At 64.3% G+C, this 17786-nt stretch carries 19 protein-coding genes; 11 read left to right on the top strand and 8 right to left on the bottom strand.

Features of this window, described 5'->3' with window-relative positions:
* Positions 1–41: 41 nt before the first annotated feature.
* From IEX49_RS16175 to IEX49_RS16165, 3 genes are read right to left on the bottom strand one after another with little or no spacing between them, the layout of a single operon-like run.
* Positions 42–329 carry a TniQ family protein gene (locus IEX49_RS16175; RefSeq protein ID WP_188807233.1) on the bottom strand — a complete coding sequence of 96 codons (288 nt, stop codon included), beginning with the start codon at positions 327–329 and terminating at the stop codon, positions 42–44.
* Positions 326–1243, bottom strand: coding sequence for a TniB family NTP-binding protein (locus IEX49_RS16170; RefSeq protein WP_166826448.1), 918 nt, complete (start codon positions 1241–1243; stop codon positions 326–328). The genes IEX49_RS16175 and IEX49_RS16170 overlap by 4 nt, the downstream gene beginning before the upstream one ends.
* Positions 1237–2913: a TnsB C-terminal domain-containing protein gene (locus IEX49_RS16165; protein WP_188807231.1), complete on the bottom strand. Its 1677-nt coding sequence runs from the start codon at positions 2911–2913 to the stop codon at positions 1237–1239. Before IEX49_RS16165 ends, IEX49_RS16170 begins: the two co-directional genes overlap by 7 nt.
* Before the next feature lie 343 nt (positions 2914–3256).
* Here IEX49_RS16165 and IEX49_RS16160 point away from each other — a divergent pair, with 343 nt between their 5' ends.
* From IEX49_RS16160 to IEX49_RS16145, 4 genes are all read left to right on the top strand, one after another.
* Complete coding sequence (locus IEX49_RS16160; RefSeq protein WP_188807229.1) at positions 3257–3655, top strand: hypothetical protein; 399 nt, start codon at positions 3257–3259, stop codon at positions 3653–3655.
* Positions 3655–4377: an RES domain-containing protein gene (locus tag IEX49_RS16155; protein ID WP_188807227.1), complete on the top strand. Its 723-nt coding sequence runs from the start codon at positions 3655–3657 to the stop codon at positions 4375–4377. Before IEX49_RS16160 ends, IEX49_RS16155 begins: the two co-directional genes overlap by 1 nt.
* A 183-nt stretch (positions 4378–4560) precedes the next feature.
* Positions 4561–4956 carry a hypothetical protein gene (locus IEX49_RS16150; RefSeq protein ID WP_188807225.1) on the top strand — a complete coding sequence of 132 codons (396 nt, stop codon included), beginning with the start codon at positions 4561–4563 and terminating at the stop codon, positions 4954–4956.
* Positions 4957–5033: 77 nt separating this feature from the next.
* Entirely contained in the window at positions 5034–6005 is a 972-nt protein-coding gene (locus tag IEX49_RS16145; protein ID WP_188807223.1) for a DDE-type integrase/transposase/recombinase, read from the top strand.
* A gap of 513 nt (positions 6006–6518) precedes the next feature.
* Here the strand turns inward: IEX49_RS16145 and IEX49_RS16140 are convergent.
* Both IEX49_RS16140 and IEX49_RS16135 read right to left on the bottom strand, forming a co-directional pair.
* Complete coding sequence (locus IEX49_RS16140; protein ID WP_188807221.1) at positions 6519–7217, bottom strand: helicase associated domain-containing protein; 699 nt, start codon at positions 7215–7217, stop codon at positions 6519–6521.
* A 178-nt stretch (positions 7218–7395) separates the two neighbouring features.
* Positions 7396–7752: a hypothetical protein gene (locus IEX49_RS16135; RefSeq protein ID WP_188807219.1), complete on the bottom strand. Its 357-nt coding sequence runs from the start codon at positions 7750–7752 to the stop codon at positions 7396–7398.
* Positions 7753–8269: 517 nt separating this feature from the next.
* On the opposite strand from IEX49_RS16135, the gene IEX49_RS16130 reads away from it, so the two are divergent.
* The 7 genes from IEX49_RS16130 (at position 8270) to IEX49_RS16100 (ending at position 12007) form a co-directional block, all read left to right on the top strand.
* A complete protein-coding gene (locus IEX49_RS16130) occupies positions 8270–8536 on the top strand; it encodes a hypothetical protein (protein WP_188807217.1) in 267 nt (88 codons plus the stop codon).
* Positions 8537–8568: 32 nt separating this feature from the next.
* Positions 8569–8811 (top strand): glutaredoxin-like protein NrdH, encoded by a 243-nt coding sequence (nrdH, locus tag IEX49_RS16125; protein WP_188807215.1) that lies wholly within the window; start codon positions 8569–8571, stop codon positions 8809–8811.
* Positions 8808–9494: a DUF6349 family protein gene (locus tag IEX49_RS16120; protein WP_188807213.1), complete on the top strand. Its 687-nt coding sequence runs from the start codon at positions 8808–8810 to the stop codon at positions 9492–9494. Before nrdH ends, IEX49_RS16120 begins: the two co-directional genes overlap by 4 nt.
* 317 nt (positions 9495–9811) lie before the next feature.
* Positions 9812–10324: a hypothetical protein gene (locus IEX49_RS16115; RefSeq protein ID WP_188807211.1), complete on the top strand. Its 513-nt coding sequence runs from the start codon at positions 9812–9814 to the stop codon at positions 10322–10324.
* A 163-nt stretch (positions 10325–10487) separates the two neighbouring features.
* A complete protein-coding gene (locus IEX49_RS16110; protein ID WP_188807209.1) occupies positions 10488–10856 on the top strand; it encodes a hypothetical protein in 369 nt (122 codons plus the stop codon).
* A 193-nt stretch (positions 10857–11049) separates the two neighbouring features.
* Positions 11050–11307, top strand: a complete 258-nt coding sequence (locus tag IEX49_RS16105) for a hypothetical protein (protein WP_188807207.1) — start codon at positions 11050–11052, stop codon at positions 11305–11307.
* Positions 11308–11701: 394 nt separating this feature from the next.
* Positions 11702–12007: a hypothetical protein gene (locus IEX49_RS16100; RefSeq protein WP_188807205.1), complete on the top strand. Its 306-nt coding sequence runs from the start codon at positions 11702–11704 to the stop codon at positions 12005–12007.
* Positions 12008–12060: 53 nt separating this feature from the next.
* On the opposite strand, the gene IEX49_RS16095 is transcribed toward IEX49_RS16100, so the two are convergent.
* The 3 genes from IEX49_RS16095 to IEX49_RS16085 all read right to left on the bottom strand — a co-directional run bounded on the left by IEX49_RS16095 (position 12061) and on the right by IEX49_RS16085 (position 17514).
* The gene (locus tag IEX49_RS16095; RefSeq protein WP_188807203.1) at positions 12061–14682 is read right to left on the bottom strand and encodes a DEAD/DEAH box helicase; all 2622 of its coding nucleotides are present in this window, start codon (positions 14680–14682) and stop codon (positions 12061–12063) included.
* A gap of 4 nt (positions 14683–14686) precedes the next feature.
* On the bottom strand, positions 14687–16834 hold the full coding sequence (locus IEX49_RS16090; protein ID WP_188807201.1) for a site-specific DNA-methyltransferase: 2148 nt from the start codon (positions 16832–16834) through the stop codon (positions 14687–14689).
* A 140-nt stretch (positions 16835–16974) separates the two neighbouring features.
* Positions 16975–17514 carry a hypothetical protein gene (locus tag IEX49_RS16085; protein WP_188807199.1) on the bottom strand — a complete coding sequence of 180 codons (540 nt, stop codon included), beginning with the start codon at positions 17512–17514 and terminating at the stop codon, positions 16975–16977.
* Between the last annotated feature and the right edge of the window lie 272 nt (positions 17515–17786).

Raw genomic sequence — 17786 nt, 5'->3', positions numbered from 1 at the left:
CTCTCAAACCCAATACGGGTGGCGCTCAGAACGCCGAATATTCAGAACGCGTCGGGGCCAGGCTCGACGTCGTCCAAGAGCCACGGGGTGTACCCGCTGATGCTCATGCCGTGAATCCGATCGGAGCTGACTCCGGTTTGGATCGCTAGTTGCTCGATCAACCCCTCCGGTGGGGCCAGGTCGAGATCCGTATCGCGGTCGAGGGAGTAGCCGATATCGAATGCAAGATCATCGACGGTGATCCCATACCCGTCGGCGATCCGGTGCAGCCATGAGGTGAGGGCTTCACCCGGAATCGGCCGCGGATGGATCGGCCAGCGGGCGGTCACATCAGCTCGCGTTCAAACAATCGCCGCCGCTCTGTGGGGCCAACGTAGTCGGCCATCGTCAGCGTCCGGTGGTTGATCGTCTCAGCGCCGGACTCGACGGCCGCGACGGCGGCCGCGGTCAGCAGGTGCGCAAGCTCACCGATCGTTCCTTCACTGCGGGCGAGCAAGTACTGCGTCATGTCGTCGGTCTCGATGCGGGAGGGCCGCCGCAATGGGAAGGCCGCCGCGAAGCTGGCCAACAGCGACCGGGCGTCCTCGCCTGCCTTCCAGACAGGCAGCACGAACGGCTCGAACCGATTCTCCAGTTGGTCGTCCGAGCGTATCGCCAGGTATGCCTCACGGGTGCCGACTCCCACGAGCGGGATGCGCAGCTCGTTGCCAAGGAATCGCAAGAGGTTCAAGAACTCTCGACGGACGTCACCACGTCCAGCAAGCACATTGTGCAGCTCATCGATCACCAGCATCTGCACACCGACCTCGCGCAGTAGGGAGAGTGCGAGGCGCTCGAGCTCGATCACACGAGGGCGCGGCCGTAGCGGCGCGCCGAGGGCTGCGAGGATTGCTGTATAGAACCGCAACGGGGACGGCTCCGAGGGCATCTGAACGCACAGCACCGGGATGTGTTCCCGATCCAACTCAGTCGTGGGCAGGTGCTGTCGACGGAATCTCTCGATGATCATGGACTTGCCGTTATTCGTCGGCCCCACCAGCAGCAGGTTGGGCATGCGTTGCTTCCGTGGCCACCCGAGCAGCGTTTCCAACCGCCCGACAGCCTCGACGGCTTTCGGGTAGCCGATCCAGCGGTCGGCTCGAATCCTGTGGACCCGCTCGGCAGCTGGCAGCCGCGCCGTCGACTGTGCAGATGGATGCAGATGCGACAGATCCGGTGGCTGGTCCTCGTCGACTGTCACCATTGTTCAATCTCCTCGAAGCGGGCCGCAGGCCGCATCGCGCCCGGTTCCGGCGCAGTCGCCGGCGGAGCCGGTGTCGGCGCGGGAGACGCCTTTCTCGTGGTTCCCGCGTGATTACGGCGTTCAGCTTCCCGGCGGGTCCGCTTGGTGGTCTTCTCGGCGGTCTCAGAGATGTGACGCATCTGTTCGATCATCCGAAACAACGCGACCTCGTCGACTTCGGCGGCACCGCGTTCACGCAGTCGTGCCAGCGCCTGCCGGTGCTCCCACACGCTGACAGCAGGATTCGACAACGTCCGATAGGGCACCTCTAGGTATTCCTCGCCCTCAGGGTCCAGCACCCATATTCGGCTGATGTCGCGCGGGTCTCGGCGGATGATGAACTGTTCGAGACTCTCGCGACGCGCGATCCAGGGCTTGAGCACGTTGGCGAAATAACGCACGTGATCGATGACGAATCCGGTACGCGTCAGCTTCCGCCGGATCACCGGCAGGAAATCCACCAAGAACGCTGTCGGATTCGCCGTGACCACAGGAGAGCCGTCCGCGAGGACACCCTCAGCCCAGCGCCCAGCCGGAGTCAGGCCCAGCGTGCTGTGGACGGTGCCGTGGTACGCAGCCACTGCCAGGCTCAGCCACTTCTCCAGTTCGGCAAGAGTCAGTGCAGCCATTTTCTCGGAGTCATACCGGCCACGCTCACCTGGGTCCGAGAACGTCGTGCCTGGCAGCTCGTGGATCTCGCGCATTGCCGTGCCGATGACGCGTTCTACGATCCCGCCGTAATGCGGCTGGCCCAGCGGCCGGTAGTCCAGTGCGATGCCGTGCTGCTCACACCCACGGGTGAGTGCCTCGCTCTTGAACTCGGCGGCGTTATCGACGAACAACGCCTTCGGCCTCCCGCTCATCGGCCAGTCTGCTTCGATCCCGAGTCGTTCCAGCCGGGGCCGTTTATCACCGGTTGCGTGAGCTAGGCATAAGCCCACAGACACCGCCGAGGGCGGCTCCAAAGTCACGACCATGCCCACGAGACAGCGACTGCACACATCGATCGCCAACGTCAGATATGGGCGGCCGACAGGCTTCCGTTCCCGCTCATCGACGACGATCAGATCAATGACGGTGTGATCGATCTGTACCTGGTCCAAGATGGATCCGATCGCTGGGACGTCATCACCGGCCGACTGCAAGGGCCGCACACTGTCGGGCCCTTCTCGTCGCCGACCGACTGCTATCGGATTCATCCGTGCGATTCGCGTCTCGACCGTGTTCCGCGCCGGCACCGGCAACCCCCGCACAGCACAGACTCGGGCGATCTCGCGGTGCAGCGAAGCGATGCTTCGCTTCTGTCGCGTCAAGTACCGTGTGCGGACAAGCTCGCGAATGACCTGCTCGACCGGCTCCGACAGCCGATTACCACCCCTGCCACCGTCGGACCGTCGGCTGGCGAGATCGGTCACCAGACCAGAGCCCTGACGGTAGCGTTCCAACAGCACGTACACCTGTCGGCGAGAGATTCCCAGCTCGACGGCGGCTTCATCGGCAGCAGCCACCCCAACATGGTCACGCTCGGCGAGATTGCCGATCACTTCAGCACGCAACCGAGTTTGCTCCCACTGAGCATCCGACATCGTTAAATGCCCCGGCGACGGGATCCCGTATGGTTCTTCGTCCATCCCTGCCTCTCCTTTGAGAACAGGACTATTGAGCAAAAACGACTTTAGTGCACACGACTACTGAACGGCCAGCGTTCAACAGCCGACTGCACAACCCCCGAGAACACGGGGCCGGATGTGCAGGCGACTTCGGAAAATGACAGGCGGGCCGGCGCGTCGCCGTTCCTCCTGGGCTAAACGCCGATAACACAGATTATGTCAACTAGGAGGCGACATATTCGCGAAAGAAGCGAAATCGGAGGCCCGGACAGCTCTCCTGCGCCCTTTCAATAGTGGTGCGAAGCATGGGATCTGGGTTGGGATTGATCATGTTATCTGGGGTGGGAAGGAGTATCATGGCGTCATGACCACCGCTCCCTTGACGCCCCGCGTTGGACTCGAGGCCTCCGCCAATGCCAGCAGGTTAGAGATTCCCGAGATTGTCTCCGGCCTGCGTGAGATTCTTGGCGCCCGCCTGGTTGCCTACCTGGGTGGGGTCAAGGAGACCCGGACCGTTCGGGAGTGGGTCGAGGGTAAACGGTCTCCCAGCTCCGATCTCGTCCGGCGGCGGCTTCGTGATGCATACCAAGTTGCTGCGATGCTCAACGAGGTCGATGCCCCGGGCGTCGTCCAGGCCTGGTTCACCGGCATGAATCCGCAGCTCGGCGACCGGGCCCCGGCTCGGTTGCTCCGTGACGGTGGGCCCGAGGCGGCCACCGAGGTCCTCGGTGCGGCCCGTGCCTTCATTGCGACGGCCGGCTAGTGGCGCTTCTGGATCTATCACCCGTCAGTTCCCAACCCGTCTGGCGGGTCGGCTTTGCCCCTGAGCCGCTGGCATGGGCCGGCTGGGAGTACGCCAAAGACGGTCGGTTCTCAGGGCGGTGGGATGACGCCAACGGCGAGTTCCGCACTACCTACTTGGGCGCTTCGCTTTACGCGTGCCTGCTGGAGGTTCTCGCGTTTGCGCGGAAGGACACCGCTGTCGCGGACGAGCTCGACGATATTGAAGAGGACGCAGAGGATGCCCAGGAGTACCCCACGGCCGTGCCCGGCCACCTGGACCCTGCCTGGCTGGAACCGAGAATGGGCGCCCAAGCCGTCCTGTACGGCAGCTACTGCAATATCACCGCCAGCGGGTCGATCGCCGCCTTGCGTCCTGTGTTCATCTCAGAAGCCATTAAGGCTGGTCACAACGATTTCGATGCGGCGCTGCTCAAAAGCGCATCGACCGGTGCCCGGAAGATCACCCAGGCAGTGTCGTCCTACCTCTATAACGAACCCGGCGTAGACGGTATCCAGTTCGTCTCCCGACACGGAGACGAGCTCATGCTCTGGTGTGTCTACGAGCAACCTCATGAGGGGCGTGTGAGCAAACACTTGACCTCTCTCAACCAATTCAAGCTCACTGAAACGACCCCGGAACTATTGCAGGCCCTTGAGCTATTCGGGCTGAAATGGGCCAGAACCACAGCCGGACGCGTCTAGAAGTCCGCCGTGCTCCCCGTGGCGAGTCTTTTCAGGCCGCAATGCAGGGTTGCGCTTGCCGAGCGGCAAATCTTGAGTAGCCCTCCTTCGACCTTTTCCAGGATCGAGACCAGTATCTGCGCGGCATCCCTGGTTGGCAGGATGGTTGTGAACCGGTTGGTTCCCTGACAGATGGAGCAGGTCATGACTGTGGTCATCCCCTCGAAGCAGTTCTCTGCCGATGAGAAGCGTCGGCTGGTGCTGGAGTACTTGGAGCAGCCGTTCGGGTCCAAGGCGGCGTTCCTGGAGGAACACCAGCTGGACCGAGATCAGTTCCGCCGGTGGCGGTCGGCGTTGGCCGACGGGGATCTGGACACCGGTCAGTTCCCTCGGAAGACTGGGGCGATGACCTGCCGTGATACCGCCGAGGTCCGCCGGTTGCAGGCCGAGGTGGACCGGCTCAATGAGCAGCTGGCCTCCGAGCGCAAGGTGGTCGATGCCCTGGGAAAAGCTATATCGGTCATGCACTCACTTGGCGTGGCCGACGACGCGGAGGACCCGGATGGGCCCAGGACGAGCGGGCAGAACACCAGCAGCTGATCGACGCCGAGCAGGAACTGATCGGCGAGCTGAAGGCCGCCGGCCGGTCACAGAACCAGACGCTGGCGCTGATCGGGTTGTCCAAGGGCTCGCACCACTACCGTGCCAAGCCGCGGCCACCGGTGCCGGATCCGGTGCCGCAACGGGACCGGCACCAGCCGCACGCGCTCCAGGCCGATGAGCGCGGGCAGGTACTCGGGTTGCTCACGGCCGGCCGGCAGATCGGGCTCAGTGTGGAGCAGGTCCATCTGCGTCATCTGGACGCCGGGCCGGTGTTGGCTAGCGCCGCGACGTTCCACCGCCTGGCCGCCACCATGGGCCCGCCACGGCCGGCGCCGGCTCGGCCGTCACCGCCGCGTTCCACGACGACGCCCCAGTTGGAGGCGGTCCGGCCGGATCAGGTCTACTGCTGGGACATCACCTTCCTGCCCGGCTGGCTCTCCCGTCAGCACTACGCCCTGTACTCGGTGATCGACCTGTACTCGAGGATGATCGTGGGCTTCACCGTCCAGCCCGGCGAGGACCGGCAGATCGCCGCCCAACTGCTGGCCGAGGCCATCGACGCTGCCACCGGCCCGGTGCAAAAGGTGCACTCGGACAACGGAGCCGCGATGAAATCGCACAAGGTGGCCAGGGTGCTCACCGACCGGGGCGTGGAACGATCCCTGATCCGTCCCGGCGTGAGCAACGACAACGCATATATCGAATCCTGGTTCGGCACCGTGAAGTACTCTCGCACCTATCCCGGAGCCTTCGAGGACCTGGACGAAGCCGGGCAGTGGATCACCGGATGGATCGAAAACTACAATCACCACCATCGGCACACCGGTATCGGCGGCTACACCCCTGCCAGCGTGCACGACGGCACCTGGACCGAGGTGGCTCGAGCACGCCAGCTACGCCTCGACGAGCACTACCAAGCCCACCCAGGACGCTACCGTCGACCTCCAACGGTGAAGACCCCGCCGCAACGAGCCACCATCAACATCACCAATGATGGCAGTCGACTCGAGATCCCACCGACCCTTCAAACACTCATTACCCAATAAACGGTTCACAACAGGTTGACAACCGTCGCATCTGCTACGACCGGCCCCACTCCCCCGACACCGTCGGGGTGCACCCGGGCCAGGTCACCGCCCGCACCTTCAGCCGGCCCGAGTACCTGGACTGGCTCACCCGCCAGCTGAACCCGCTCAACGTGGCCATTCTGGACCCCAGCTAAAGCCAACCACCACAACTGACGACCGTGTCGTCCCCGAGCGCGGATGAGCGAATCTACGAGGGGACCATCTGCGAGGTCGCCGCCACTTGAGCGCACCGTTCACGAGTGCCCGCGGCCCTTCCGGGGCGTCTCCGACCGACGTGGAACCCGAGAAGGCCGGTTCCTACCGGAGCACGCTCCGGCCTTGTTCCGGTGAACATCTGTGAATCTTGTGAATATCGGTGAACTCGAGGACGGGGCCTTGCAGGACGCTCTTCGATAAGGATGTGGACGAATCCCATGGTGGCCCTACTCACAGACTCTGTCAGTGCCGAAGTCTGTAGCGCAAGCACCCGGTTCAGGCCGACCGTACCGGTCTGGACGTGGCCCACTTCCGAGGTGCGTCCTTCCATTCCGGCACCTGGCGGTCTAACCAGAATGCGCGTTCGGGATCGAGCGTGCCGTCTCGGTCGCGGTCGCGTTGTCCTTCGATCCACGAGGCCAGCACGGTTTCGTCAGGGCTCGCGCTCTTGCTGCGGCGCGGCAGGCGCCCTTGCGCGTTGAGGAAGCGCAGTACCTCGACGAGTTTCAGCCGCCATGCGGCCTCGGCGGCCAGGGCCCGGTCATCGATACGCCAGGACGGCAGTGTCTGGTCCAGTCGTCGGGCCCGGTGCTCGGCCAGGCGGCCGAGGTGATCCTGGGAGCGTTGCATCGTGAGCCAATGCGCCAACGACCACTCATCCCCCACGCAACGCTTCGTGTCGTGCTCACTGGCATGAGGCCGGCGCTGGTGAGTGTCCAAGAACCTCTGCAGTTCCTCCAATCGGGCCCGCCACCGCCGATCCAGATCCGGCATGGAAGCCGGCCGCGGCCGGGGCCGATCATGCAAGAACAACCGTGCCGGAGCGGGCCCGCCACGCAACGCCTCGCCCCTCTCGCGAATGTATCTCCGCACATAGCTGGGATCGGCCTCATTGAGTCGGGCGATCACCGCGATCGGCACGCCGGCATCGGCCATCATCACCCATTCCGGGTGCGCCCGTCTGACCTGACCCATGGACACGAGCCTAAACGTCAGTGTCTGTCGCCAGGTCCTGTTCGGCCGGGGCCTGTGGACAACACGGGCGGCAGAACGCGGACGGTGATTCCCTGGTCCCCCGGGACAGCGACGGACCAGGTACCGGCCCTGGCGGGCCGGCATTCCTTAGCTGGCGTCGGATGGTGATCAGGTGACCTTAGAACGCGTCGTGCACAACACGGCTCAAGCGCAACTGCGAGGCCCGCAGAGGCCAGAGGCGGTACACCAGGAAGGCCGAGATCACGGCTGGTGTCGCCCACGGGATCAGGAATGCCCACGAGATAGACCGATCCAGCAGGACCACGAGCGGGACCAGCACGACTGAAGCAACGAGAAGGACGACGAAGGCCCTGAACCACTGGATGCACTGGGCGTGATCCGCGGCGAGTTCACGGGCCACCCGCGCCCGGTCTTGTTGGTTGAGGCGCTCCAGCTCTCGGTTCGGATCGTCGCTGGCGAGCACCCTGGCGCTTTCCCAGGAGAGCTGCTTCAGCGGGAAACGCGATCTGGCCATGGCTGCCATGGTATTTCAACCCCCGGACGGGGTAGCGGCCGACCCAAACCTGCCCGGCCTCGCTATCAGTTCCGGCTCAATAACGATCAACGCCAAGACGCCGCATGTGTTCGGACCGAGCCAGAGCAGATGGGGTCCCTCGCTCGCTCGGAACCCCACTCGCGGGCGGCCGCAAGCGGCCGGCTGCTTGTCCTGGTCCGCCGGAACGGCGACGGACCAGGACGCCGGCCCTAGCGGGCCGACCTCCATTTTTTGCCTGCTGTCCTGCGGATTATGTGCCCCGGCTCCACCGGCACAAGCCCCTCCGCTGGCGCTCCGGGGCCGGCTCCCCCCGAAAACCTGGGGTCGGCGCTTCCTCGTTCCTCGGTCGCTTCTTTCCTCCCCAAGCTTTTCTCCTCCCCCGCCCTTCGGGTTGATGCCGGTTCCGTCCGGGGCAGCTCACTGCGTTTCGCCAGCAGGCAAAAAACAACGGGGGAGAGGAACGACCCACACCCCCCCACGGCGAGAGGAACCCCAGATGAGTCACCACGCGATCTACGACAGCATGCAAGAGGGCTACGCCGACATCCTGACCCCGGTGTGCCCGTTCTGCCACCAGCAGGGATGGATCACCATCCCCCAGACCGGTGCGGACGCACTCATGGACGGCCAGCCCGTCCAGGACGCTCTACCCGAGCTCGACTACCGGCTCCGTGAACAAATCATCAGCGGCATTCACCCCCGCTGTTACCCCGGAGCCGAGTTCGGCGACGGCATCGACCCCGACCTCATCCGCAGTCACTGACCGCGACAGTCAATACTGGAAAGGACCAGACCATGACCACCGTGACCGTCTACAGCAAGCCCGACTGCGTACAGTGCAACGCCACCTACCGCGCCCTCGAGAAGAAGGGCATCGACTACGAAACCGTAGACCTGTCTCAGGACGTCGACGCCCTGGAGCGGATCCGGACCCTGGGGTACATGCAGGCCCCCGTGGTCGTGACCGCGACCGGCGATCACTGGTCCGGCTTCCGCCCGGACAAGATCGAAGAGCTGGCCCAGGTGGTGAAGGCATGAAGCGGACGGCGGTGGTTGGACAACTCGACGCGCTGCAGCTGCTGACCGAGTTGCTGCCGACTCCGACGGGGCCGGCCGAGGGGTTCCGCCTCGAGCTCACCCCGGCCGAGCTGGCCGAGCTGGAAGACCAGTGGAGGGCCGACTACGGACGACTGCGCGGGGACGCCTGGCGACCCTGGCGCGGCTGGCGGCTGGACCTGACCAGCGTCAACGGCGGCAAGGGCCACCCGCACGCATCCGCGATGTTCACGGCCGACCTGCGGTCCGCCCGGCTCTTCCGCGCCGTCGCAGCCCAGCGCCAGAGCATTAGGGAACGCCTGCAGGACGTGGGTGGCTACTACCACCGGGTGTGGTGCGACGGGTGCCAGTGGTGGAGTGGAGTCCACGAGGCAGAGGCCGATGCCGTGGCCGAGTACCTGGACCACTGCTGGCCGGGCTGGGACGCCCTGCCCGTGCTGTGCCCGGGCAAGAGCCCGGACAAACCCCGCTACCTCGTCCCGGATGACTACCCTGCCGCGTGGCAGGCCGCCGGAGCGCCGTGGAGGGATTGCCGGCACTCCGCCGCCGCAACCCGAAGCCACAGCAGCGCCGCCGGTCCGTTCGATTCGGCCAGCCCCGGCTACAGCATCGGAGTCGCCAACCCCGAGTGCCCGCACTACCAGCACCCCCCCGAAACCCATTGACCCACCGTTGACCATTACTGTCCCACCGTGGGACATTAATACTGTCCCACGGTGGGACAGAAGGAATGGGGGTGGCTGTCATGTCAGATTTCACAACGATTGAGCAGGCCTTCGAGGTCGCGCGCCGACGCGCCAGTATCGGGCAATACCAGGAGGCTCGGCTACTGCGACAGGCCGTTCACGCCGCGTACATGGCTGGAATGTCCGTGCGGGAGACAGCCGCGAAGCTCCGGGTGCCGAAAAGTACGGTCGCTCGGAACCTGAGGCCGAGTCTCGGCCCTCTCACCCCTCCGTCGTGGGGGACGCCGGAAGAGTACATGGAGGCCGAGCAGGCCATCTGGGCTCATGCACCAGAGCGGATTCCTGCCGGGGCCCCCTTCAGATGGACCGACGCAGACGACGGAGGGCACTCCGTTAGCGTCGTGGCCGTCGGAGCCATCAACAGGAAACGGATCAAGACAGAACGTGAGGAAAGCCCGATGTCATCGCTGAATAATCTGATCGTGCGAGCCCAGGAAGTGGGCCAATACGCAGCCGACCTTGCACATGCTTCCGAGGGAGCCCCGGCATCCACCGTGGGCGACGCACATCATCCCGGAGACGACACGGGCAGGCTGGTCCTTGAGGCATACCGGACCTATGGGGCCGAGGAAATGCTCGCCGTGGTGCGCGGCTATCAGGGCGGCTACAACGCGCGCGCCGCCGACCTCGGGGACTACGTGGTCCGCTGGCCCGAAATTGCGAACGGGATCGAGTGGGCGCTGCCCGGGGCTACCGACGAAGAAGCCCGCGCCATCATCGAAGCAATCAAACCCCAGCCGCTCGACTAGGAGTTTCGCCATGCAGGCCCCCGCCGCCCCCGCCGCCCCCTCCGGTGTCCGCCGTGCTTCCTAGACTGGCGACCAGCCGCCGCATTTGGGGGGCGGTGGACGGCAACGGTACATCTGGCCCAAGGCCACAGCAGTAGACCCAACCGATAGGGAGTAAATACCGATGGCCATCAATGAAGACCACCGTCAGGCCGAGATCGCAGCCGAACTGGAGCAAGCCGCCCGTGTCCTGGCGCACTCCACCCGCACCGTCCCGGTCCCCAGCGACTCGTACCGCTTGCTGGGAGAACTGAACGCCACCACCGACCACCTTTCCCAGGTCTGCCAGCAACTCGCCACCTGGCATGACGGTGTGGCTGACGGCACCCACTACGAGGGAGAGGACGACCGCGGGGACGGCGCCACCGGCACCGTGACCGCTGCCGAGCAGCTCCGGCAGGCAGCGTCCGCGCTGGCCGACGCCACCCAAGCCATCATGGCCGCCCACTCCGCCAACGGCGTCGTGCGCTGGTACGACGCCCCTAAGTCGTGATCAGGGTCCCCGCACACAGGTAGGGAACTGGCGCTCCCGGAGGTGAGTTCGTCCGTTCCGCTGCCTATCGTCAACGTCCTCGTCGTGCCGGGATGGAAGCTCTGGGCGGACCCCGCGGGAGAGTCCGCCGTCGTGCCCAGCACCCAGGGGGCCTGTCCGGGTCTGGTCCACCATCAAGAATGGCCTCGGCCTTGTGATCGTCGTTAGGATGCTCCGCCACCGCGGCCACGCGGGCTACGGGCCCCGCTCAGCCCGGCACGCCCGCGCCTACGCTGCCGGCATTACTCGCATCACCCGCATCGGCGCCATCGGCAAGCCGAAGATCGATTCCAAGTCCCACGGCTGGTGGGACGTCGTCCGTGACGAAGCAGCAGGGAACACGTTCAGCAATGTGGTGATCCGCCACTCGAATGGCCGAAGGACGATCGTCATGGAGGGAGGTGCCAGCTAAACGTGTCTGGGCCTGGGCCTGGCCTGATCATGTGCCGTCCGAATCCTGGCTGTCCGCTTCGTGTTTCCGGTATCAAGGACGCCGAATCACGGCACGATTCGCCATCGCTTGAGTCCGGGGACGGTGTGCGCACGTATCCCCACCCGGGCACCGTAGAGGGGCATCACTCATGAAGTTCATTCGTCCGATCATCTTGTCCGCCGCAGCCCTGGCCGTGACTCTGTCCGCCGCAGGGTGTAGTCAGGGCAGTGACACCGTTGACGCTGCCGCGCCTTCCTCGGCGTCGTCCTCCGTGTCCCCGAGACCCTCGGCCTCCAGCACACCTGCTAGCACCCCGGCCGAACCGGTGGCGGAGTCATCCCGTGCCGAGAATGAGTGCCTGGGGGAGATGCGCGTGGGAATCATCTCGATGGGCTGGGAACTGGTCGTGGCCTCCCAGGGGGCTGGCGACCACGGGGACATGGTAGAGAGCTTCAACGAGTCCGTGAAAGACGCCTTTGACTCCAACGAGAACTCTGTCGGCCCTTGTCGGGGAAACGTGGAATTGGCGGAGCTGCAGTTCCAGTCCCAGGTGCTGGCCACCCATGTCCTGATCGAAGACGGCACAGCGGGCAACGAGTACTACGCAGAGGTCGTCGACTCAGGCAACGCCTGGTTCGAGGCGATCGAGCGGGACGACTACGAGATGGTCGATTCCTAAGCAAATCTCGGAACCGGCCCCAAATCAGTCGGCGGTGCTGCTGAAGTGACGTGTCAGTAGTTCTGGGCCCAGACCGATTCGTAGAGCGCCTGTGCCGAGGTCGCCTTCTCCGCGGCGTCCCTGACCGATTCGTCCTTCATATTCAGTACCCGCGGCTTGCCCTCCAGTTGGGTCAGGGCCTCAATGCGGTGGAACTCGTCGCCGTATTCGGCGGCGAAGCGGGCCAGGCCGCGGAGCTTGGGCAGGGCGTCGGCGAGGTGGTGGGAGTGTGGGTCCACCAGGGAGGCCCTTAGGGTCTCGCTGCCGGGGGCGGTGTCGAAGAAGACGAAGTCCGGGCGCAGGGTGCGCCAGTCGCCGGTGCCGTCCTGGTAGGCCACGGACACCGCCTCCTGGGCGCTGCGGGCCGGGTTGCGGTACCAGGCCACGGCCCCGGGGCGTTCCATCTCCGCGTGCAGGACGTTGAGTTCCCAGTCGTTGAGGTCCCCGACCGGGAAATCCCCTTGCCCGTCGGAGAGCAGGTGCAGCCGCTGGGTGGGAACCGGTTCGGGCTCGGCACCGTCCAGACCGGGCCGTTTGGTCTCAGCGATGACGTTCTTGGGCCGGCTGATCACCATGCGCTGCGGGTCCGTGGACATGGCCCGGATCTCGTTGTACTCCGCTAGTCGTTCATCGGAGACGTCCAGGATGGCCACCCGGTGTTCGTCGAACCATTTCATGGTGAGAGCATCGGCCTCCCGGTCCAGGTCCTCGCGGACCTGACGCACCAGGGCCAGCGCCGCGGTGGTGGCGTGGGCGTCGCGCAGCCCGTCGTCGTCCGTGTTCGGGTCCTCCGGGCCGGCCAACCGGTCCACGTAAGCCCCGGCCACGGCCTGGGTCAGCACCCGGCCGGCATCCCGGAACGCGGCCATAATGGCCCGATCGTCGGCGGCCGCGGTGAACCGCTCGATCGAGGTGGAGGCGGCCCCGTAGGTCCCGACGACGGTCTCGCCCTCCACGGTCCACACATCCGACACGGCCTGGTCCACTTCCGTCCGGTAGCGGGCGGCGCAGCCGTCCAGGACAGCGCACAGCTCGGCCAGTGCCTGCTTGCCGGCATCCGGGCGGATCCCGTCGGTGGCCAGCGCGTGCGCCAAGGCCAGCAGACGCTTGATCGGTTTGGCACCCTTGCGCGGCAACGATTGGGACGGGATGGCGTCCAGCGCCTCCCAGACGGCCTCGGGTAGGTGCGGGTTGGGCCCAAACTCCTGCGGGTCGATCAACACCTTGCGTTCCCCACCGGAGTCGGGGAAGTCCTCGGAGCCGGCGGTGAGGACCTTGATCACCGTCTCGGCGGTCCGGCGGTCGAAGTGCGGCAGCAGGCACTCGACGGCATTGAGCTTTTCGTTGCCGGGGATCCGCATGGCCAGCGGTGTGCGGACCATGCGCCCGAGCAGCTGGGTGATGTGCACGGCGTCCTTGGCCGGCCGGAAGGAGACCAAGACCTCGGCCCTCGGGCAATCCCAGCCGGTGGAGATCGCCTCCTTGGCGATCAGCACGCGCACCTCGGTGGTGTCCTGGACCCGCTCCGGGGCGACGTAGCGGACCTGGTAGGGGCCCCACTGCTGGATGGAGTGGTCGCCGAGTACGTGGGCGACGGCGTCCTCGGACAGTCCCGGCCACTGCTCGAAGATCGTGTCCAAGGCCCGGACGTACAGCTCCTCGTCCGGGGTGTTCGGCACCTGCAGCACCATCAACGGCACCACCGGGTCGGCGGTGGACCCTGCAGCGTCCGCCGGCTGGGAAGCCGCGTATTCGGCCCAGGCCCGGGTGGACTCCACGGCCTTGCGGGTGGCCCGGGCCAGCAGAACGGTGTCGAAGGACCCGGTCTCGGCGGGGATGTCCAGAGCGATGGTGTCCTTGAGCAGCCCGGACTCCTGCACCCGGGCCGGGTCCACCGACACCCGCGGGAGCGGGAACCGGTGTCCGGTCAGCTTGGCCTCGTCCATGGCGGCCTCGAAGCGCTGCACGGTCGCGGAGATCCCCCACACGACCGGCATCGGCGGCACGTGCGCGTGGCCGTCGATCAGCCGGCGCACGATGGTGGCCTTATCCCGGGTCGCCTTGGTCCCGAAGCCCCGGTGGGCCTCGTCCTGGACCATCACGAGGGTCAGCTCTGAGTCCTCGATGGTATTAGCCAGGGTGTCCCAGACCGTGTACCCCTGCAGGTCCGGGGCCGCCAGCTCCCGCAGCCCCGGAATCTGGGTGGTCTCATCGCCCTGATCGTGGCCGCGAGTCAGCAGAGAGGTCTTGGTGAGCTTGCCGGTGTTCAGGAAGTAGACCTTGCCCGGTCGCAGCTTCTCCACCGAGAACGGGTGCTGGATGGTGACCAGGTCCGAGTGCTTGAGCTTGTCGGAGGCGGCCATCAGCCGGAACCGGGTCTGCTCGTTCAGGTTCGGGTCGTCCGAGAACCACAACACCACCACCGAGGGGTCCGGAGCGACGTCGAACTCCTCGTCCCCGTAGAACAAAGCCTCGATCGCGGCCGCGGCCATCACCGTCTTGCCCGCTCCCGTGGTGGCGGTCAGGGCGAACTGGGACCGGTCCCCGAGCAGATGGAAACGCTTGCGCGCATCGGCCAGGTTGGACAGCACGTCCCGGACTGCGTCGGCCTGGTAGTCCTTCAGCGTGTACCGCACCGGTTCAGTCCCGTCCCTTGATCTCGAAATTCCGCAAATACGACTCGTACAACCGCACCGGCTCCACCCGCTCCGGAAGTACCGCGCACACCGACTGAAAGGCCCGGTCGTCATCGGTCACGACGAACACCATTCGCACCCGCTCCGAGCACGTCACCGCCTCCAGGAACGGTCCTGTCTGGTCCAGGTCCGCGATGACGCCGTACACATCGACCATGTCCCAGCCCGCCGCCGGAATCTCGTCGATCCGCTGCCCCTCGGACCCGGCACGCATCCACAGCAACGGCGCCACTGCGTCGAAGGCCCGACCCCTTGCCACACGCCAGGGCGACTCATAGGTCAGCGTGAAGAACTCCACGTTCTCATCAAGGCCCTCAGCCATGGAAAATTGATCGGTGAACTTGTAGTCGCCCTTGATTGGATCTCCGCTCGACGTGCGGCCCGTGATGGCAGCTTCAATTCTCGGCTTCGTGATGTAGTCGCAGATTCCGTGCACCTCCCACTCGGAGTCTCCGGGTCTAAGGCCTGTTCTCCGGAGGCGCCCCTGTTCGTCGGCGCTCACCTCATTGTTAGTTACCGAGATGCACTGCCGCTGCCCGTCATCCTGCTTGTTGAGGCGCATCACTGCGTGTGCCGTAGTCCCTGATCCCGCGAAGAAATCCAGCACCACGGCATTCGGCTTGTTCTTGATGAAGAAACGCAGCGCATCCTCGACTGCGTAGAGGGACTTAGGGAAGGGGAACTTGCGCCCCGGCAGGAGAACCCTAAGCAGATTGGAACCGTGGTGACCCGCACTATGGCTGCCTACATTCCAGACTGTCGTTGGACGATGCTCCGCTCCAAAGTCTGAGTTCTCTTCATGGTCAGTTATTACGGAGCCATCGCTCCGACGACCGGTCACTATGTACTCGCCGGAGAGGATCTTCTTACGCTCCCCACTCTTTAGGTAGGCGATAGCAGTGTTCTCGCCATTAGCTTTCCCTAGCCTGGCGTGGCCCACGGAAAACAGTTCTTCGAGGGAATCCGGCCCGACCTGCCACCGACCTTCTGAACCATCTCGTCGAATCGGCCAGACAGCTACGCAGCCGGGTGGAACAGGGATGTCTTCACGCGCCTCGTGGGATCCCAAAGGGTGGCCGACGGAATGGAATCCAGCGCCATTCTCAGAAACAAATATGGGATAGTACATCCCAGGTCGATCTGCCCTGGTGGCTCCGGTGCCAGTACGCTTCAAACTTGCCCAGTGAATCGCTCCGCGTACGGTCTTGGTGGGGTTAGACCCTCCCCACTCGGGTCCGAGACGCAGGGGTGTCACGCTGGCAGCACCGAACAGGGCAAAGAAAATGTACTCTTCAGACCGTTTGAAAGCGACACCCCGGCTGCTCCCCTGCGGAGCAATCACTGCACTGACCATCTGAACTGAGGCTTCTGGGAAGGTTTGCTCCAAAAGGAGCCCTAGGCGATGGATTTCCTTCTCATCAATCGTGACGATAAGGACAGAGTCATCAGGATTGAGAAGCTCGCGGGCGACTTTGAGCCTACGTTCCATGAACGCCAACCACTTGGAATGGCGATAGATGTCCTCGCCGTCAACGTAATCGTTGTTGTACTTCCAGTCCTTAGCTCCGGTGTTATAGGGCGGGTCGATGTAGATCGCGTCGACCTTGCCGCGGTGGGTGAACTGGAGTGTCTGGAGAGCGTGAAAGTTCTCTGCGTTGATGACGGCGTGATGGGGTTTGCCGCCACCGCGCTCCACCCGCCCAGTGGATACGAGTCCTGGATAGATGGGATCGCGAAACTCGGCTACGACTATGACGTCGTCAACGGGCTGGTCTGCACTTTCGAGCACAGCGCCGTTGTCGTCCGTGATCTGGAGGCGAGCAAGATCCATGCCATCCACTGACGCGATGCCGGCGACATTCCAGAGTCGCTGGTCCCCGGCAATAGTGGAACCGCGCGGCGGGAGGACCCGGACCTTGTCGCCTTTTCGGGGCATGCGTCCCGGAAGCTCCACGGCTTCGGGCTGGTGACGCTCGAAGTTCAGGCCAAACTGCCGACGGCTCGACAACGCCGCGAACTCAGCTTCAAGGTCCTGGCCAAGGGCAGGGTCCTTCTCCTTGGCCTGACGGATAAGGTCGGTCAGTCGTGACACCGTGCGGGTTCCCTTCTCGAATCCAGCTCGCGGGTGGTCCGAGCCGACACTTCAGTATCGCAACAACGGCAACGATGACATTCGTCGTGCGAGTCGCTGACCGGTGCCAGGAGAGGCACTCCTTCGTCCGCAAAACGCCCCTAGTTGCCACCTGCGGGGGACGCTTCCTCTTCAGAAAGTCGTGTCTTTCTATTAGTTTCTAGCGCGACTCCGGTCAATCGCGTTAGGTTATTTCTCATCTTCCGCAGATCGGCCCGGGCATTCTCGCGGTCTCGCAATGCGGTTTTCCACTGCTTCTTGGCCGTGTCAGCGAGTTTGCGTTGAACTTTCCGCATGTCCGACGACCCGAGGGTCCAGGTTGCCTCGGCACTTCTCCATTCTTGCGCCCGTTTCTCAACGTTGTCGTCGTGAACGTTGATGGAATCGTTCAAACGATTGAACTGCCTCTCCCATTCATCAAACGGTTTGGTTGCAGAGGATTCCAAGGCGTCCCTGTCTCGCTGGACCAGAAAGTCTCGGAAGATGCTGACCGCCGCGAGAGCTGCGACTACAACGCAAGCCACAATCTGTCCCCCAATGGACGGAATCAGGGGGGTGAGCGTAATCAGAAGTGCAACAAAGGATGTGCCCCATGTGATCCATACCGTGGCAGTTGCCTTCAGCATCCTCTGCATATCCATAGCTGTGATCCTATATACAGCTACTCACCGCTCGTTGAACGTCTAAGCAGGTCGCGAACTCAGCCGCTGAGGATCTGACGTAGGTCGAAGTTTGGGCTCTTCAGCCTCGGTCGACAATCGACCGTTTGTTGACGCTTCGTTTTGACCCTCGTCTACGAGCACCTGTGAACCGCAATAATCGGTGGCTCTGAAGAGTCCGAATACTCATCTGATCGCTCGCACGGGTTCGCGCGAGAAAATGCTAGGAGTTTGAAACTGCCCCGGATTGGCTA

This window comes from Citricoccus zhacaiensis (assembly GCF_014645315.1).
GTDB lineage: Bacteria > Actinomycetota > Actinomycetes > Actinomycetales > Micrococcaceae > Citricoccus > Citricoccus zhacaiensis.
The sequence above is the reverse complement of the archived record's forward strand: the minus strand, read 5'-3'. Positions and strand labels throughout refer to the sequence as shown.

Bases quoted from the DNA above. Each gene is read 5' to 3' on its own strand.
- IEX49_RS16110 (WP_188807209.1), top strand. From the start codon at position 10,488: ATGGCCATCAATGAAGACCACCGTCAGGCCGAGATCGCAGCCGAACTG.
- IEX49_RS16140 (WP_188807221.1), bottom strand. From the start codon at position 7,217: ATGGGTCAGGTCAGACGGGCGCACCCGGAATGGGTGATGATGGCCGAT.
- nrdH (WP_188807215.1), top strand. From the start codon at position 8,569: ATGACCACCGTGACCGTCTACAGCAAGCCCGACTGCGTACAGTGCAAC.
- IEX49_RS16115 (WP_188807211.1), top strand. From the start codon at position 9,812: ATGGAGGCCGAGCAGGCCATCTGGGCTCATGCACCAGAGCGGATTCCT.
- IEX49_RS16085 (WP_188807199.1), bottom strand. From the start codon at position 17,514: ATGGATATGCAGAGGATGCTGAAGGCAACTGCCACGGTATGGATCACA.
- IEX49_RS16150 (WP_188807225.1), top strand. From the start codon at position 4,561: ATGACTGTGGTCATCCCCTCGAAGCAGTTCTCTGCCGATGAGAAGCGT.
- IEX49_RS16130 (WP_188807217.1), top strand. From the start codon at position 8,270: ATGAGTCACCACGCGATCTACGACAGCATGCAAGAGGGCTACGCCGAC.
- IEX49_RS16170 (WP_166826448.1), bottom strand. From the start codon at position 1,243: ATGGTGACAGTCGACGAGGACCAGCCACCGGATCTGTCGCATCTGCAT.
- IEX49_RS16160 (WP_188807229.1), top strand. From the start codon at position 3,257: ATGACCACCGCTCCCTTGACGCCCCGCGTTGGACTCGAGGCCTCCGCC.
- IEX49_RS16120 (WP_188807213.1), top strand. From the start codon at position 8,808: ATGAAGCGGACGGCGGTGGTTGGACAACTCGACGCGCTGCAGCTGCTG.
- IEX49_RS16165 (WP_188807231.1), bottom strand. From the start codon at position 2,913: ATGGACGAAGAACCATACGGGATCCCGTCGCCGGGGCATTTAACGATG.
- IEX49_RS16135 (WP_188807219.1), bottom strand. From the start codon at position 7,752: ATGGCCAGATCGCGTTTCCCGCTGAAGCAGCTCTCCTGGGAAAGCGCC.